Genomic DNA, 17,689 nt, shown 5'->3' with positions numbered 1-17,689 from the left:
AGTCTGACCGACCGACAACCGGCAGCTCGCCGAGAACCGGTGCGGCGCGATTTTTTCGACGGTGAAAAATCAAGGGAGCGGTCGAGCAGCCATTGGGCTAGATCACGTCCCGGCTATTCCGCCGCCTCGGCATAATCCACGGGCACATAGTTGAGGATCGGCCCAAGCCAGCGCTCGGCATCGGCCAGCGGCATGGCTTTACGCCGCGCATAGTCCTCGACCTGGTCGCGTTCGACCTTGGCGACACCGAAATAATAGCTTTCGGGATGGGCGAGATAGATGCCGGAGACCGATGAACCCGGCCACATCGCATAGCTTTCGGTGAGGCTCACGCCGGCACTGCGCTCACCATCCAGCAGTTGGAACAAGGTCGCCTTCTCGGTATGATCGGGCTGCGCGGGATAGCCGGGCGCCGGGCGGATGCCGCGATAAGGCTCGCCGATCAGTTCGTCGGGCGCCAGCTTCTCGTCTGATGCATAGCCCCAGAATTCCTTGCGCACCTTCTCGTGCATGCGCTCGGCGAAAGCTTCGGCGAAACGGTCGGCCAGCGCCTTGACCATGATCGAGGAATAATCGTCATTGGCGCGCTCGAAGCGCTCGGCGATCGCCACCTCCTCGATCCCCGCGGTCACGATGAAGCCGCCGATATAGTCCGGCTTGCCGCTGTCGGCCGGCGCGACGAAATCCGACAGCGCGACATTGGCCTTGCCGTCGCGCTTGATCAGCTGCTGGCGCAGCGTGAAGAAAGTGGCAAGCTCCTGCGAGCGCGCCTCATCTGTGAACAGCCTGATGTCGTCGCCGACGGCATTGGACGGCCAGAAGCCGATGACGGCGCGCGGCGCGAACCATTTTTCCGCGATGATCTTTTTCAGCATCGCCTGCGCGTCCTCGAAAAGCTGGCGCGCGGCGGCTCCCTGCTTCTCGTCGTCGAGGATCTTGGGGTAACGCCCCTTCAGCTCCCAGGTCTGGAAGAACGGCGTCCAGTCGATGTAGCGCGCGAGCTCCGTCAGGTCCCAGTTGCCGAAAACCTTGACGCCGGTGAAGGACGGCTTCGGCGGCTCATAGGTCGACCAGTCGACCTTGTGCGCATTGGCCCTGGCCTTGGCCAGCGGCAGCCGCTGCTTGTCGGCCTCGGAGCGGGCATGCGCGTCGGCGACCTTTTTGTACTCGGCCCGCACTGTGTCGACGTAGCCGCCCTTGGTCTCGTTCGACAGCAAGGATGACACGACGCCGACGGCGCGGCTGGCGTCATTGACATAGACCGTCTGTCCCTTGGAATAGCGCGGGTGGATCTTCACCGCCGTGTGCACGCGGCTGGTCGTGGCGCCGCCGATCAGCAGCGGAATGTCAAAGCCTTCACGCTCCATCTCGGCGGCCATGTGCACCATCTCGTCCAGCGACGGGGTGATCAGGCCGGACAGGCCGATGATGTCGACATTTTGCTCGCGAGCCGTCTGCAGGATCTTCGCCGCCGGCACCATGACGCCGAGATCGATGATCTCGTAATTGTTGCAGGCCAGAACGACGCCGACGATGTTCTTGCCGATGTCGTGGACATCGCCCTTTACAGTCGCCATCAGGATTTTGCCGGCTGTCTGGCGCTCGCCATTGTCGATGCCATTGGCGGCGTTGGCCAGTTTTTCGGCCTCCATGTGCGGCAGCAATCCGGCCACCGCCTGCTTCATCACGCGCGCCGACTTCACCACTTGCGGCAGAAACATCTTTCCCGCGCCGAACAGATCGCCGACGACATTCATGCCGGCCATCAGCGGGCCTTCGATGACATGCAGCGGCCGCTCGGCCGCAAGCCGCGCCTCTTCGGTGTCGGCGTCGATGAATTCGGTGATGCCGTTGACCAGCGCATGCGAAATCCGCCGCTCGACCGTCCAGTCGCGCCAGGCGAGATCGCGCTCCCTGGCTTCCTTGCCGGCGGTGCCCTTGAAGCGCTCGGCGATCTCCAGCATGCGTTCGGTGGCGGTGCCGCCGGCCCTGGGCGCGCGGTTGAGCACGACGTCCTCGCAAGCCTCGCGCAGTCCCGGTTCGATCGTGTCGTAGACGGCAAGCTGGCCGGCATTGACGATGCCCATATCCATGCCGCGCTGGATAGCATGGTAGAGGAACACCGCGTGCATCGCCTCGCGCACCGGCTCGTTGCCGCGGAAGGAGAAGGACAGGTTCGAGACGCCGCCCGAGATATGCACATGCGGCAGCGTGGCGGTGATCTCGCCGGTGGCCTCGATGAAGTCGACGCCGTAATTGTCGTGCTCCTCTATGCCGGTGGCGACCGCGAAGACATTGGGGTCGAAGACGATGTCTTCGGGCGGGAAACCCGCCTGTTCGGTGAGCAGCTTGTAGGCGCGGGTGCAGATCTCGACTTTGCGCGCCTTGGTGTCGGCCTGGCCGGCTTCGTCGAAGGCCATGACGACCACGGCCGCGCCATAGGCGCGCACCAGCTTCGCATGATGCAGAAAGGCTTCCTCGCCTTCCTTCATCGAGATGGAGTTGACCAGTGGCTTGCCCTGCACGCATTTCAGCCCGGCCTCGATGATCTCCCATTTCGAGGAGTCGACCATGACCGGAACACGGGCGATATCAGGTTCGGCGGCGATCAGGTTGAGATACTCGACCATCGCCTTCTTCGAATCGATCAGGCCTTCATCCATGTTGATGTCGATGATCTGGGCGCCATTGGCGACCTGGTCGCGCGCCACGTCGAGCGCGGGGACATAATCGCCCGCCGTGATCAGCTTTCGGAACCTGGCCGAGCCGGTGACGTTGGTGCGCTCGCCGACATTAACGAAGGGAATCTCGTCAGTCAGCGTGAACGGCTCCAGCCCGGACAGGCGCATCTTGCGCTCGATCTCGGGGATGGCGCGTGGCGGATATTTCTTGACAGCCTCGGCGATGGCGCGGATGTGGTCCGGCGTCGAGCCACAGCAGCCGCCGACGACGTTGACCAGCCCTTCCCGCGCAAAATCCTCGATCTGCGCGGCCATGAAGTCCGGGCTCTCGTCATAGCGGCCGAATTCATTGGGCAGGCCGGCATTCGGATAGGCGCAGACGAAGGTGTCGGCGGCGCCTGAAATTTCGGCCAGATGCGCGCGCATCGCATTGGCGCCGAGCGCGCAGTTGAGGCCGATGGTGAAGGGGTTGGCATGGCGCACCGAATGCCAGAAGGCGGTCGGCGTCTGGCCCGACAGCGTGCGGCCGGAGAGATCGGCGATGGTGCCCGAAATCATCACCGGCAGGCGCACGCCCTTTTCGAGGAAAATCTCGTTGCAGGCAAAGATCGCCGCCTTGGCGTTCAGCGTGTCGAAGATGGTCTCGATGAGAATGATGTCGGCGCCACCGTCGACCAGGCCGCGCAGCTGCTCGCCATAGGCCAGGCGCAATTCATCGAAGGTCACCGCGCGGTAGCCGGGATTGTTGACGTCGGGGGACATCGAGGCGGTGCGGTTGGTCGGCCCGAGCGCGCCGGCGACGAAACGGCGCTTGCCGTCCTCCTGCTGTGCCCTCGCCGCTGCCCGACGCACCAGTCGCGCGCCGTCCCGGTTCAGCGCGTAGACGGCATCCTCCATGCCGTAATCGGCCTGGGCGATCGAGGTCGAGGAGAAGGTGTTGGTCTCGAGGATATCGGCGCCAGCGATGGCGTATTGATAATGGATCTCCTCGATCGCCTTCGGCTGCGTCAGGATCAAGAGGTCGTTGTTGCCTTGCTGGTGGCAGGCGCAGCCGGCGAATGCCTCGCCGCGAAAATGCTCCTCGTCGAAACCGAGACCCTGGATCTGCGTGCCCATGGCGCCGTCGAGGATGAGGATGCGCTCGCGTGCCGCCGCGGTGAGCGCCGCAAGCACTTCCGAACCGTCGGGCTTGGCCGCGACGGGGCCGAACAAAACGTCCAGCGATGCAGAATTCTGCGACATTTTTTTCCTTGAGGCGACAACCATCACATAAGGATATCTTTATGTCAACATACGGAATGCAGGCGAACGCGTCGTGGCGAGAGTTTGGTGCGATCGGTCATCCCGATCGACAATGTGACGGCGGCGGTCATTGTCGCCGCTGCGCCCTGCCTACACCACGACGTCCCGATACAGCCTCACCTCGCCGTCCTGGCCGCGGATGCGCCAGTCCTGCCCGTCCCGGCCCTCGACATGGCATGGCCCGAGCGGCACCTTGCCACCGCCTTCCGGCAGGTCCAGCACATAGACCGGATTGCAGATGCCCGACAGGCGGGCGCGCAGCGCGCCGGCCAGCGCCTGTCCCTGCGCAATCGTGGTGCGCCTCTGCGCCATGCCGCGCGCGAGGTCGCCATGGTGCAGGTAATAGGGTTTGACGCCGAGCCGGTACATCAGTTCGCGGCAGAGTTCCTCCAGCACCTCGACCGTGTCGTTGACGCCCTTGAGCAGGACACTCTGGTTGAGCAGCACGAAGCCTGCCTGGCGCATGACGCGGCAGGCCAATTCGGTGGCCGGCGTGATCTCCCGCGCATGGTTGAAATGGGTGACGATTGTGACCATCAGCCGGCCCTGCAACGCGCCAACCAGCCCCGGCGTGATGCGCGCGGGCAGTACGACAGGCACGCGCGTGTGGATACGCAGCAGCCTGACATGCGCGATCGCCTCGATGCGGGCGCGGATTTCAGCCAGCGCCTTGTCGGGCAGCGAAAGCGGATCGCCGCCCGTCAGGATCACTTCGCGGATTTCGGTATGGCCTTCGATATAGGCAAAAGCCTCTTCGAGCGCTTCTCGCGTATAGCCGCGGCCGATCGAGGTCAGGGATTCCTTGCGGAAGCAGAAACGGCAATAGACCGCGCATTGGTAGGTTGCAAACAACAGCACCCGGTCGGCGTGGCGGTGCGTCAGTCGTGGCACCGGACTGAAGGCATGGTCGGCGATGGGATCGTCGAGCTCGCCTTCCGTTTCCGTCAGCTCATCCGGCGATGGAATGACCTGGGCGCGGATCGGATCGGCGGGATCGTTCCAGTCGATCAGGTCGAGATAGGTTTTGGGGGCACGCACCTTGTGGCGTACGACCGCCTCCTGCGCCGCCGCGCGCTCGGCGGGTGACAGCGGCAGGGAGGCGAGATCGCGGACGTGGCGCACGCCCGCGCGGATGTCGTTTTGCCAGGCGGTGTCGGCATCGCGTTCTTCGTCGGCTGTGGCCGCGTCATCGAAAGTTGAGTCTGGGGTCATTGCGGCCTCGGGGCAATTCTGGCGGTGCTATCGGCCGGATGGACGGTTCGGTCAACTCCAGTGGCTCGGCGCGGATTGTCGCTGCGCTGCGGTCCTTCGCATTCCCCGACTATCGCCGTAATCGACCAGCGCAGCAATTTCAGGCAATCTGACCGATAAGGCGCTCCAAGGGGAGATGGGCGCCGCCTAGGGAGGACTGCCATGAGCAAAATGCCGCGCTATGAGGATGCCGTTCAGCGCTTTCGCATCGAAGATGAGATCGCGCGGTTGTATGGCAACCCTGGAACCGGCATCAATGCCTATGTCGAATGCTGCGGCCGCTACACCGGAGAAGACCGGCTGGCGCTGCGCGCGATCTCGGCCGGCGGCGAGCTTCGCGAATTCAGCTTCGACGATCTCGCCGACATGTCGGGGCGCGCCGCCAATGTGCTCAAGGCCGCCGGCGTCGGTGCCGGCGATGTCGTCGCCGGCATGCTGCCGCGCGTCCCCGAACTGGTGGCGCTGATCCTCGGGACATGGCGCATCGGGGCGGTCTACCAGCCGCTGTTCACCGCCTTCGGCCCGAAGGCCATCGAGCACCGTCTCGGCTATAGCGGCGCCAGGATCGTGGTCACCAACCCGGCCAATCGCGGCAAGCTCGACGAGGTCGAGACATCAGCGCAAATCGCCATCATTCTTGGCAATGGCGATGTGCTACCTGCAGGCGACATCGATTTCCGCGCCGCGCTTGCCGCCGCCTCGCCCGAGTGCCAGCCGGTGATGCGCAAGGGCGACGACTTGTTCATGATGATGTCGACGTCGGGAACGACCGGCCTGCCCAAGGGCGTGCCGGTGCCGCTTCGCGCCCTGCTCGCCTTCGGCGCCTATATGCGCGACGCGATCGGCTTGCTGCCCGACGACATCTTCTGGAACATCGCGGACCCCGGCTGGGCCAACGGCCTCTATTACGCCATCACCGGCCCGTTGCAGCTCGGCATCGCCACGACCTTCTATGAAGGCGCCTTCAACGCCAAGAGCACTTACGACATCATCGAGCGGCTCGGCGTCACCAGCCTTGCCGGCTCGCCGACCGCCTATCGCCTGCTGATGGCGGAAGGCGCGGAAGCTGCGGCCCGTGTCAAAGGCAGACTGCGCGTGGTGAGCAGCGCCGGAGAGCCGCTCAACCCGGAAGTCATCCGCTGGTTCGACGCAAATCTCGCCGCGCCCATTCACGACCATTACGGCCAGACCGAGAACGGCATGATGGTCAACAACCATCATGGGCTCTCGCACGTCGTGCGCGTGGGCTCGGCCGGCTTCGCAATGCCCGGATATCGCATGGTGGTATTGGACGAGGCCGGCAACGAGCTCGGCCCCAACCAGCCCGGCATCCTCGCCGTCGACATCGCGAAGTCGCCGCTGCGCTGGTTCGACGGCTATCACCAAGCCGAGACGCCAGCGATCACGGGCGGCTACTACCGCACCGGCGACACGGTGGAGTACGAGCCGGACGGTTCGGTCTCCTTCATCGGCCGCGCCGACGATGTCATCACTTCGGCCGGCTATCGCATCGGCCCGTTCGACGTCGAAAGCGCGCTGATCGAGCATCCGGCGGTCAACGAGGCGGCTGTCGTCGGCGTGCCCGATCCGCAGCGCACCGAGATCGTCAAGGCCTTCGTCGTTCTGGGGCCGGCTTACAAGGGCAATTCGGAGCTCGCCGAAGAGCTGGCCCAGCACGTCAAGAAACGGCTGTCGGCGCACGCCTACCCGCGCGAGGTCGAGTTCATCACGGAACTGCCGAAGACCCCAAGCGGCAAGATCCAGCGCTTCCTGCTGAGGAAGGCGGAGGTGGAGAAGCGCAAGGCGTGATTAGGCGCCAATCTCCCCCCTCGAGGGGGAGATGTCGCCGAAGGCGACAGAGGGGGTCGTTGCGCGTGAAGCGCTAACGTCGTCTCGCGCTGCAAAAGGAGTCAGCGCTTCACGCGCGGCGACCCCCTCTGGCCTGCCGGCCATCTCCCCCTCATGTGGGGAGATCTGCAGCTCCAACGGCGTCTTTTTTCAGCCCAATGTTGTCATGTATCCTTGGAATCGAACGTAGAGCAGGGTTTATATCATGCGGTGGGTCTGGACGTTTCTGTTTGCACTGGTGAGCAGCGTGGCTTTCGCGGCCTCGCCGGAGGACGACTATGTGGCCGCGCGTGACAAGGCGATTGCTGATATCGCAGCGCTGAACAGTGCGAACGCGGCAATCGAGACCATCGACGCTGAGAACGAGAAGGCGCTGGCCGACCTCCAGCAGCGTCTTGCCGGCATTATCGGGCCGCTGGCGGTCAAGGACTTTCCGCCAACCGGCACAATCAATATCGAAAGCCTCAGCGACTCCGATATCGGCTATGGCATGCTCGATGGGCTGCGATACACCAAGGGCGACGACGGCCCCAGCCTGGTGGCAACGACGCGAGGGCTGCTGGAGCGCTGGCTCCAGTCCAGAACCGCCGAGACCGACGAAAGTTTCAAACTGCCCGCCGGCATCGATGAGGCGCTTAAGCTGGATGCCTTCTATACCCAGGCGATCAACAGCGACGCCGCCTTCGAGGGAACGCTCGACTTTCCATTGAAGAAACCCGAAGGCGCCGACATCGCCTTCGCACGGCTCGGCGGCTGGACGCAGGACGTCGGGCCGATCTATGAGCAGGAAGTCATCGTTACGCTCGTCAAAGGCAACAGCGTGAGAATTATCGCAGCACCGGCAGCCCCTGCCGTTCCGAAGATCGCCGCCTGCGACGCCGTGTGGGCTGCTGCGGACGCCGCCGCGCAGAAATTCCAGGAGGCCTACCAGGCATCGGACCTCAAGGACGAAAAAGCGTTCGATTCCTCCAACGCCGCCTGGGACAAGGGCGACAGCGACTACCGGGCCTGCATGGCGCAGCGCCTGCCGGCTGACCCGGCTTTCCCGGCGCTGCTCGCCCAGGCGCAGGCACTGGCCGATCAAATGGCTGGGAAGTAAGCCTCCCGCAAGGGCCCGCGCGGCAGATCAGGCGGCTTGTTGCAATCTGAGGCGAATATGACTTCGCCGCTGGGTTGCAGAACTCTGCAACCTGGCGTCCTACTTTCGGACACTCATTCAGATTTCGGCTGGACCCTGGCAACCAAAAGCTTACCGTTTGTTCTCGGATTCGTCTCGAAGCTCAAATTTAAGCTTTAGCTACTATGGTCGACCGAAGGACTACTGTCCTGGAAAGGTCTTCGGATCGAGTTGGCAGGTGCAATGCTCAATTCCGGCCGGTTGAAACGGGCCGTTTTTTCTTCCGCCAACTTGCCGGCGGCGATTGCCTTTGTCGTGCTTCTCGTCTGCGCCCTGGTTGCCGACCAGAGGAACAGAGAGGTCTCCGATCAGCTGGCGCGCGCCGACGTCCTGGCCAAGGTCAACATCATACGTGCCAAGCTCGAAGGCAACATAAGCGGCAATCTCCAGCTGGTTCAGGGTCTCGTTTCGACAATCGTTACGGAGCCCTATATGGGCCAGCAAAGATTTGCGGCGCTCGCCCGTAATTTGTTCGAGCAAAGATCGCAGTTGCGCGATATTGCCGGCGCCCCCGACCTCGTCATCGCGCTGATATATCCGCTGGAAGGCAATGAAAAAGCCATCGGGCTGGACTACCGCAAGAGCGATACGCAACGCATGGCCGCGCTTCGCGCTCGTGACCAGCGCGCGCTTGTGCTCGCCGGGCCGGTCAAACTGGCGCAAGGCGGACGTGGCTTCATCGGCCGTATCCCGGTTTTCGTGCCGACGGCGGGTGGCGGCGACCGTTTCTGGGGTATCGTCTCGGCCGTGATCGATGTCGATCGGCTCTACGCTGCCAGCGGACTGACCGACCCTGATCTGGATATCGATGTGGCGCTTATCGGCAAGGATGCGCTCGGCGGCGGCGGGGAACTGTTCTTTGGCGGCGATAATGTCGTGTCCGGCAATCCGGTGATGGCAGAGGTGCAATTGCCTTCAGGCTCCTGGCAAATTTCAGCCATACCGAAGGGCGGTTGGCCGACCGCTCCGAAAAATGAGTGGCTGTTGCGTCTGCTCATGGCGCTTGCCGGCGCGCTGGTGGTGCTGCCGATCCTCGTGGCAGGACGTCTTTTCGGTGAGCGGCAGAAAAGTGACGCCGAGTTGAGGCGCCTGTCCCGGCGGCTGGAGTTGGCGTTGGAAGCCTCTGCTATAGGCGTGTGGGAGCACGATACCGTCAGCAACCAACTCGTATGGGACGACCGCATCAACGAAATCTATGGCAAACCCGGCGGCGGCAAGACCCGTAGCTATGACGACTGGGCGCTGGCGATCCATCCCCAAGACTTCGAACGGGCTAAAGCAGATTTCGATTCGGCTGTTGCAACACAAGGACCCTACTCTTCGCAATATCGGCTCCTGCGGCCGGACGGCACCATTCGCCATGTGCGCACCCGCGCCAGTTTCTTCCGGGACATCGACGGCACGCCAAAAATGATCGGCGCCGAATGGGATGTGACAGGCGACGTGCTGCTCAACGAGAATCTCGTGCGTGAACGTCGCCTTTCAGAATCGAAAAATGCCGAACTGAACCTGGCCAAAGCCCGCATCGAGCATGTCGCGATGCATGATTCGCTGACTGGTCTGCCCAACCGTCGGTATCTGGACGAGATGCTTGCCGAAAACCGCGAAGCCGACGGCCGTGCGGCGTTGCTGCATCTCGACCTTGACCGGTTCAAGCAGATCACGACACGCTCGGCCATGCAGCGGGCGATGCATTGCTGGTGCATGCTTCGAAAGTCATCAAGGCCAGCGTCGGCAGTGCCGATTTCGTTGCGCGCATCGGCGGCGACGAGTTTGTCGTGCTGAGCCATGGACGCGACGACAAGGACCTCGCCGCGCTGGCCGACCACATTATCGATGCGATGCGCCAGCCGGTCGACTATCTGGGTCACCAGTGCCGGTTCGGCGTCAGCATCGGCATTGCGGCCAATAGCGGCGTCGATGCCAAGCAGTTGCTTGTCAATGCCGATCTGGCGCTGTACCGGGCGAAAGGCCGCGGCCGCAACCGCTACGAGTTTTTCAACGAAGAGCTGCAGAGCGAGATCGTGCGGACCAAGCAAACCGCCGACGAGATTCTGGGCGGGCTCGAGCGGAACGAATTCATCGTCTACTATCAGCCGCAGTTCGACGCCAAGACGCTGGAGATCGTCGGCGTCGAGGCGCTGTCGCGTTGGGATCATCCGCAACGCGGCATGCTGACCCCCGACGCCTACATCAAGGTGGCTGAAGAACTTAATGTCGTGGCGCTTATCGACCGCACCGTCCTGGAGCAGGCGCTCGATAATTTTGAGCGTTGGTCGCGCAGCCACCTCAACATCTCGCGCGTCTCGGTCAACGTTTCCGCACGGCGCCTGGAAGACAGGGACCTGATCAAGGGTTTGCGCAAGCTTCCGATCAAGGAAGGGACCGTGTCGTTCGAACTGGTGGAGTCGATTTTCCTCGACGAAAACGACGAGCTGGTCAGCTGGAACATCGAACACATCAAGGGGCTCGGCATCGACGTCGAGATCGACGATTTCGGCACCGGGCATGCCTCGATCGTCTCGCTGTTGAAGTTGCGGCCCCGTCGCCTCAAGATCGACCGCCAGCTGGTCACCCCCATCACCAGCTCAACCGCACAGCGGCAGCTTGTGTCGTCCATCATCGACATCGGCAAGTCGCTCGGGATCGAAGTGATCGCCGAGGGCGTCGAGACGATGGAGCACGCGCGCATCCTGAAAGAGCTTGGCTGCGACATCCTGCAAGGCTTCCTGTTCGGCTACCCGATGGATGCCAAAGCCTTCAAGGCCTTCGCGCAGTCGCGCAAATGGCTGGCGGCGAGCTGACAAATCCTGGCTTTGCTGGACGCAAATGCGGACGCAGGACCTGCGTCAGGTCCGCAGCCCCGGCGCCTCGTGCCCGGTCCTCTCCACATATTCGGTATAGCCGCCGCCATAGGTGTGGATGCCTTCTGGCGTCAGTTCCAGCACGCGGTTGGAGAGTGCGGCCAGGAAATGGCGGTCGTGCGAGACGAACAGCATGGTGCCTTCGTATTGCGACAGCGCCGTGATCAGCATCTCCTTTGTGGCGATGTCCAAATGGTTGGTCGGCTCGTCCAGCACCAGCAGGTTGGGCGGGTCGAACAGCATCAGCGCCATTACCAGGCGCGCCTTTTCGCCGCCCGACAGCACCCGGCATTTCTTCTCGATCTCGTCGCCGGAAAAGCCGAAGCAGCCGGCGAGTGCCCTGAGCGGCGCCTGGCCGGCTTGCGGAAACGCGTCCTCCAGCGTCTGGAACACGGTGCGTTCGCCCTCCAACACCTCCATGGCGTGCTGGGCGAAATAGCCCATTTTCACACTCGGCCCCCGAGCAACTGTGCCGGCATCCGGGTCAGACGCGCCGGCCACCAGCTTCAGCAGTGTCGACTTGCCGGCGCCGTTGACGCCCATGATGCACCAGCGCTCGCGGCGGCGGACCTGGAAGTCCAGCCCCTCATAGATCGAGCGGCTGCCATAGCCCTTGTGGACGTTCTTCAGCGTCACGACATCCTCGCCGCAGCGCGGCGCCGGCTGAAAATCGAAATTCACGATCTGACGGCGCTTGGGCGGCTCGACACGATCGATCTTGTCGAGCTTCTTCACCCGGCTCTGCACCTGGGCGGCGTGTGACGCCCGCGCCTTGAAGCGCTCGATGAAAGCGATCTCCTTGGCCAGCATGGCCTGCTGGCGCTCGAACTGCGCCTGCTGCTGCTTGTCGGCGATCGCCCGCTGCTGCTGGTAGAATTCGTAATTGCCGGAATAGGCGGTGAGCGAACCGGCGTCGATCTCGACCACCTTGTTGACGATGCGGTTCATGAACTCGCGGTCGTGCGAGGTCATCAGCAGCGCGCCCTCATAACCCTTCAGGAACTGCTCCAGCCAGATCAGGCTTTCGAGATCGAGATGGTTGGACGGCTCGTCGAGCAGCATGACGTCGGGCCGCATCAACAGGATGCGGGCCAGCGCCACGCGCATCTTCCAGCCGCCGGACAGTTTGCCGACATCGCCGTCCATCATTTCCTGGGAAAAGCCGAGGCCGTCGAGCACTTCGCGGGCGCGGCCATCGAGCGCATAGCCGTCGAGCTCCTCGAAACGATGCTGCGCCTCGCCGTACTTCTCGATGATCTCCTCCATCCGGTCGGCCTGTTCGGGGTCGGCCATGGCCGCCTCGAGTTCGGCCATTTCGGCCGCCACGTCGCTGACCGGCCCGGCGCCGTTCATCACCTCGGCCACAGCACTGCGGCCGGCCATGTCGCCGACATCCTGGCTGAAATAGCCGATGGTGACGCCGCGATCGACCTGCACCTGGCCTTCGTCGGGCTGTTCCTGGCCGGTGATCATGCGAAACAGCGTCGTCTTGCCGGCGCCGTTCGGCCCGACAAGGCCGACCTTCTCGCCCTTCTGTAGCGAGGCCGAGGCCTCGATGAAGACAAGCTGGCGGCCGTTCTGCTTGCTGATGCTTTCAAGACGGATCATGCGACTGGAAGAACCTTGGAGGATTTTCCCCGGCCCTTACGCGATCGGCCGCGCCAGAGGAAGCGCCCATTTGACGCCGCGCGCAAAAGCCGCTGCGGTCCGCACCTCCAGAATGCAAAACAGCCCGCCGCGCGATTTTGCGCAACGGGCTGTTTTTGAACCAGCTTCTGTACTCAGTTCGGTGCGGGCACTTCCGCTTCTATTGACGGCACCTGCTGGGCGGCGAGCGAGGCGAGCTTGCCCCGTCTGACGAGTGTCGGCTTCTCATAGGATCGTTTCATAAATTCCCCTCTCTTACACAAGCGAGACTGTTCCGCCGAACTCGCCATGTCAATAAGCAGCGGTAGTGAGGTGCTTTGGCTGTGTCCGACGAATTGTCACTTCGCGTCGTGGAAAATGATCCCCACTGTATGCCGCCTGCCGGAGCGCAGGCGGCTGACGCCGTGCCTGAGGTTGACGCGGTAATGGCCTTTCGTGCCTTGCACCGGGCGGTTGTGGACAGCAAAGATCACCGCATCGCCCCGGGTCAGCGGCACCACTTCGGCACGGCTTTGCATGCGCGGGCGCTGTTCGGTCAGGACGAATTCGCCGCCGGTGAAATCCTCGCCGGGCTGCGACAACAGGATCGCCACCTGCAGGGGAAAAGCGAGATCGCCGTAGAGGTCCTGATGGAGGCAGTTGAAGTCGCCGGGGCCATATTGCAGGAGAAGCGGCGTCGGCCGCGTTTGGCCGCTTTCGTGGCAAAGCTGGAGGAAGGCGGCGTGGTCATCGGGATAGCGCCGTGCCGCGCCCATGCGTTCGTTCCAGTCGTTGGCGACGCAGGCGAGCCTGGGATAGAGCGCGGCGCGCAGGCCACCGACCAGATCCGGCAGCGGATAGCGGAAATAGCGGTACTCGCCCTTGCCGAAGCCATGGCGGGCCATCACCACATGGCTGCGGAAATGGTCCTCATGCGGATAGAGACCGGCGATCTCGGTGCACTCCTCGGGTGAAAGCAGCGCCGGCATGACGGTGCTGCCGTGGCTGTTCAGTTCGCCGATCAGAGCACTCCAGTCCTGCGCTGCGACGCGCGCTTCGGCCGAATGGGCTGCGCGTTTGGTGCTTATCGAATGGATGGTCATCGATGCCTCCTTTGATATGATCAAAGTGGGGCGAACGGCGGGCGTGAACCACCCGATTCCTGCGGAGGTGAAGCGCGATCTTCCCCTTTGCCCCCTGTGGGAGAAGGGAAAACGCGCTTCACCGCTTGCGATACACCTCCAGCTCCGGGTCGAGATCAACGCGCACCGCATTCGTGAACAAGCAGGTCGCCACCATGATGCCGGCGAAGGCGACGAGGTTGACCAGCAGTGTGTCGTCGTAGCGAGCCTTGAGTGCCGCCCAGACATCGTCGGGAACGGCGTTGGTATCGGCAGCGACTGCCTTGCCGAATTCGATCAGCAAAGCTTCTTCAGCGCTGGGCTCGATCGCCTCGGGATCAAGACCGCTGTCGATCAGCGCGCGGCGGAAGAAGGTGAGCGGAATCTCGGCGCGGCATCTCTCGGAGACCGCCAGCGACAACAGCCAGATGGCGCGGTCGTCGAGCGTGGGCTTCAAGAGATCGCGCAGGGTGAACCATTCGGCATAGATGCGGTGGGCTGCCGGTGAATGCAGCAGGATGCGCTTCATGTTGGTCATGCGCCCGCGCAGGCCAAGTTCCCTGTCGTGCTCGGCGCGGATGTCTTGCGATGCCGAGGCGTAGTCGATCGGCGGGATCATGGCCATGGGACGGTCCTTGGTTGGTGGTAGCGAGGCATTCTGCGACACCCTCACCCAAGCGTCGTATGCAATTGCGGCGCGGCGCGCAGCGTGTTGGACACCGTGCAGATCGCTTCGGCGTCCTCGACGATCCGCTGCTTGGTCGCAGCGTCGAGATCGCCTGAGATGTCGAGCCTGATGTTGAGCCTTTCGACGCGCGACGGTTCGTCCTTCGCCTTCTCGCCGCTGACCTCGGCGCGTACTTCGCCAAGCTCGGCGGCGACGCCGAGGCGTGAGGCGGCGATGCGCGCGCTCAGCACCATGCAGGAGGCGAGCGAGGCGTAGAGCAGGTCGAGCGGATTGAAGCCCGGCGCGCTCACGCCGGTGACGACATCGACCGCGCCGCCGGTCGGCGTCGTGACAGCCGGCAAGCCGCCTGGCTGCAGCGTCGCCGTCGCGCCGGTGACGCGGGTTCTGACCTTCAACTCAGCCATCGCAAATCCTTCTGGCCGGCAGTCCGGCAAAGGGGTAAGGATCGCCCGTGGCGTGTCCTGTCCCGCTATATGGTATGTCCTGGGCCGATGCCGCAAGCTCCGCAGAAGCGGCACCCTGTCAGCAGTCTTCACCGCGCCCGTTTCCTCTCCACCCTGCTCTTTGCTAGGCTCGCGCGATCCGCAACAGGAGCGCGAGAGCCATGATCGTCCAGGCCTGCATCAATGGCGCGCGCGCCGCCGATTTTCACCCCACCCTGCCGCTCGACCCCGACACCATGGCGCGCGACGGGGCGGCTTCGATTGCCGTGGGCGCAGCTGAGCTGCATGTCCATGCCCGCGGCGCGGACCGCCGCGAGAGCCTTGCGCCGGAAGCGATGGACCCGACGATCGCAGCGCTGCGCCGTGCCTGCCCCGGTACGCTGATCGGCGTCTCCACCGGCGCCTGGATCGAGAATGACGATACAAGCACGCTGGTCGCCATCGCCGGCTGGCGCGAATTGCCGGACTATGCCTCGGTCAATCTCAGCGAGGCGGCGGCTCCGATCGTCATGGAGAGCCTGCGCCAGCGCGGCATCGGCATCGAGGCGGGTCTGGCGTCGGTCGCCGACGCCGAGCGGCTGGTCGGCCTCGACCATGGCGGGCGCGTGCTGATCGAGATTTCCGAGCAGACGCTAGACGAGGCTTTTGCGGTCGCCGGCGGCATCGAACAGGTCCTGGAGCGCGCCGGCATTCGCCGTGCCATCCTGCTGCATGGCGAGAACGCGACGGTGTGGCCGTTCGTGCGCCGTGCGGCGGATCGCAACTGGTCGACGCGCGTCGGGCTGGAGGATGGGAAGCATCTGCCGGATGGCACGGTTGCGGCCGGCAATGCCGCGCTGACTGCGGCAGCGGTGGCGATCTTCCAGTCCATTCGATCAGCGTAGCAACAAACTCACCTCTTGCTGTTATTATAAATATCTCGTAGGCTATTTTCATATCAAGAAGAAATTCCACCACATTTTTCTCCTTTATGAAAGCCTTGCCTTTTGCGTGAGCATCTCGATCAAACCGATCGACGGCTGGTAAAGCTGTTGTCGCAGGATGCCCAGCCCGGCATCAACCGGCTCGCCGAGACGATGGCGATCTCGGTGCCGACGGTGCGCTCAAGGTTGCGCAATCTGCTCGACCGCAACCTCTTGAAGATCGTCGGGCTGCTCAATCTGACCGAACGCCCCGAGTTGATCTCGGCCATTGTCGGCATCAACGCTCAGGGACGTGGCCGCGCCCGGGAACTGGCGCAGCGCATTGCCGAACTGCCTTTCGTCAACTCGGCCTCGGTGGTTACCGGGCGCTTCGACATCATCGTCGACGTGACCGTCGCCGGCGATGTCGCCGACCTCTACCGCATCACCAGCGAGCTGATTCCGGGCGCCGGCATTCCCGGGGAAGTCGTGCGCAGCGAAACCTTCGTCGTCATGGCTTCATGCAACAAATGGGTCAGCCTTCCCGAAGGCTGCTGGTCGGAAGAAACACCGTCACGCAAGGAGCCGGCATGAGAATAGCTGTTCTCGGCGGCCTCGGCCTGCAGGGACGGGCGGCCATCGCCGATCTCGTCGCCAGCGCCGGTGTCGAGGAAGTCGTCTGCGTCGATACGTCGGCTGACGGCCCTGCCCGGCTTGCCGGGCTGACCGACCTTTCCCGCGTGCGTTTCGTCATGCCCGAGGGCGCGATCGGTCCGGCGCTTGCCACCGTGCTGGCGGATGTCGACGCCGCCATCGATCTGCTGCCGCAGCCATTGATGCGCGAGGCGGTGCAGGCCGCGATCGCAACGCGCACGCCGCTGGTCACCACCAACTACGGCAAGGCGATTGCCGATCTGGCGCCGGAGGCTGCACAGGCCGGCGTTTCGATCATGACCGAATGCGGGCTCGACCCCGGCATCGACCTCGTGCTCTATGCGCGCGCCGCAAAGCAGTTCTCTACGATTTCTTCGATCGATTCCTATTGCGGCGGCATCCCCGAACCGAAGGCGATGGCCAAGCCGCTCTGCTACAAGGTAAGCTGGAATTTCGACATGGTTCTGGTCAGCCAGAACCGCGACAGCGTGATGATCGAGTATGGCAAGCGCGTCGAAGTGCCGGCCGGCCGACAGCACGACAATGCCTTCATCCACGAGATCGAGGTCGCGGGCCTCGGCCGGCTGGAAGCTTTCCCCAATGGCGACGCTCTGCACTATGTCGAGATGCTGGCAGCCGCCAAGGGATTGCAACGCTCGGGCCGCTATACGCTGCGCTGGCCGGGATGGTCGGCGTTCTGGGCGCCGCTGAAGGAACTCGGCTTCCTCTCCGAAGACAAGGTGCCCGGCACCGGCGCCAGCCCACGCGAATTTCTCGGCCGTCTGCTCGGCCCGCAACTGCAATATGGCGCCGACGAGAAGGACCTTTGCGTGATGCGCAATGTCTTTTCCGGTCTCGAAGGCGGCCGCGCCAAAACGGTGACGTCGGACCTGATCATCGAACGCGACCTGGCATCAGGCCTGTTCGGCATGAGCCTTGGCGTCGGCTATCCCGCCAGCATCGTGGCGCAGATGCTGGCGCGGCGCGAGATCGCCACACCAGGGCTTTTGAACCCGCTGCTGCATGTGCCGGACGGGCCGTTCTTCGACGAGCTGGCCAGGCGTGGCATCAAGGTTGCCGAGACGGTGGCCTGGGACTGAGGATTTTCGAACGGTGGCTGCCGCCGGAAAAC

The 17,689-nt window shown here is 63.5% G+C and carries 11 protein-coding genes and 1 pseudogene; 6 read left to right on the top strand and 6 right to left on the bottom strand.

What is annotated here, in order from left to right:
• Positions 1–113: 113 nt before the first annotated feature.
• Both metH and NKJ76_RS19410 read right to left on the bottom strand, forming a co-directional pair.
• Positions 114–3,923, bottom strand: a complete 3,810-nt coding sequence (gene metH, locus NKJ76_RS19415) for a methionine synthase (protein ID WP_352538134.1) — start codon at positions 3,921–3,923, stop codon at positions 114–116.
• Between the two features lie 150 nt (positions 3,924–4,073).
• Positions 4,074–5,195 (bottom strand): KamA family radical SAM protein, encoded by a 1,122-nt coding sequence (locus NKJ76_RS19410; protein WP_352538133.1) that lies wholly within the window; start codon positions 5,193–5,195, stop codon positions 4,074–4,076.
• A gap of 201 nt (positions 5,196–5,396) precedes the next feature.
• Here NKJ76_RS19410 and NKJ76_RS19405 point away from each other — a divergent pair, with 201 nt between their 5' ends.
• The 3 genes and pseudogenes from NKJ76_RS19405 to NKJ76_RS19395 all read left to right on the top strand — a co-directional run bounded on the left by NKJ76_RS19405 (position 5,397) and on the right by NKJ76_RS19395 (position 11,063).
• Complete coding sequence (locus NKJ76_RS19405) at positions 5,397–7,043, top strand: acyl-CoA synthetase (protein ID WP_352538132.1); 1,647 nt, start codon at positions 5,397–5,399, stop codon at positions 7,041–7,043.
• A 244-nt stretch (positions 7,044–7,287) separates the two neighbouring features.
• Positions 7,288–8,181, top strand: coding sequence for a hypothetical protein (locus NKJ76_RS19400; protein WP_352538131.1), 894 nt, complete (start codon positions 7,288–7,290; stop codon positions 8,179–8,181).
• Between the two features lie 261 nt (positions 8,182–8,442).
• Positions 8,443–11,063: pseudogene (locus tag NKJ76_RS19395) on the top strand (bifunctional diguanylate cyclase/phosphodiesterase).
• Between the two features lie 45 nt (positions 11,064–11,108).
• On the opposite strand, the gene NKJ76_RS19390 reads toward NKJ76_RS19395, so the two are convergent.
• From NKJ76_RS19390 to NKJ76_RS19375, 4 genes are all read right to left on the bottom strand, one after another.
• The gene (locus NKJ76_RS19390; protein WP_352518966.1) at positions 11,109–12,731 is read right to left on the bottom strand and encodes an ABC-F family ATP-binding cassette domain-containing protein; all 1,623 of its coding nucleotides are present in this window, start codon (positions 12,729–12,731) and stop codon (positions 11,109–11,111) included.
• A gap of 377 nt (positions 12,732–13,108) precedes the next feature.
• Complete coding sequence (locus NKJ76_RS19385; protein ID WP_352538130.1) at positions 13,109–13,852, bottom strand: 2OG-Fe(II) oxygenase; 744 nt, start codon at positions 13,850–13,852, stop codon at positions 13,109–13,111.
• Between the two features lie 118 nt (positions 13,853–13,970).
• Positions 13,971–14,495 carry a carboxymuconolactone decarboxylase family protein gene (locus NKJ76_RS19380; protein ID WP_352538129.1) on the bottom strand — a complete coding sequence of 175 codons (525 nt, stop codon included), beginning with the start codon at positions 14,493–14,495 and terminating at the stop codon, positions 13,971–13,973.
• A gap of 44 nt (positions 14,496–14,539) precedes the next feature.
• Positions 14,540–14,962, bottom strand: coding sequence for an OsmC family protein (locus NKJ76_RS19375; protein WP_352459594.1), 423 nt, complete (start codon positions 14,960–14,962; stop codon positions 14,540–14,542).
• Positions 14,963–15,162: 200 nt separating this feature from the next.
• Here NKJ76_RS19375 and NKJ76_RS19370 point away from each other — a divergent pair, with 200 nt between their 5' ends.
• The 3 genes from NKJ76_RS19370 (at position 15,163) to NKJ76_RS19360 (ending at position 17,657) form a co-directional block, all read left to right on the top strand.
• A complete protein-coding gene (locus NKJ76_RS19370; RefSeq protein WP_352538128.1) occupies positions 15,163–15,885 on the top strand; it encodes a 3-keto-5-aminohexanoate cleavage protein in 723 nt (240 codons plus the stop codon).
• 102 nt (positions 15,886–15,987) lie between these two features.
• Complete coding sequence (locus NKJ76_RS19365) at positions 15,988–16,497, top strand: Lrp/AsnC family transcriptional regulator (RefSeq protein WP_023670324.1); 510 nt, start codon at positions 15,988–15,990, stop codon at positions 16,495–16,497.
• On the top strand, positions 16,494–17,657 hold the full coding sequence (locus NKJ76_RS19360; RefSeq protein ID WP_023705202.1) for a saccharopine dehydrogenase family protein: 1,164 nt from the start codon (positions 16,494–16,496) through the stop codon (positions 17,655–17,657). The genes NKJ76_RS19365 and NKJ76_RS19360 overlap by 4 nt, the downstream gene beginning before the upstream one ends.
• Positions 17,658–17,689: the final 32 nt, after the last annotated feature.

The organism is Mesorhizobium sp. M0029, assembly GCF_040323735.1.
In the GTDB taxonomy this organism is placed as follows: Bacteria; Pseudomonadota; Alphaproteobacteria; order Rhizobiales; family Rhizobiaceae; genus Mesorhizobium.
The sequence above is the reverse complement of the archived record's forward strand: the minus strand, read 5'-3'. Positions and strand labels throughout refer to the sequence as shown.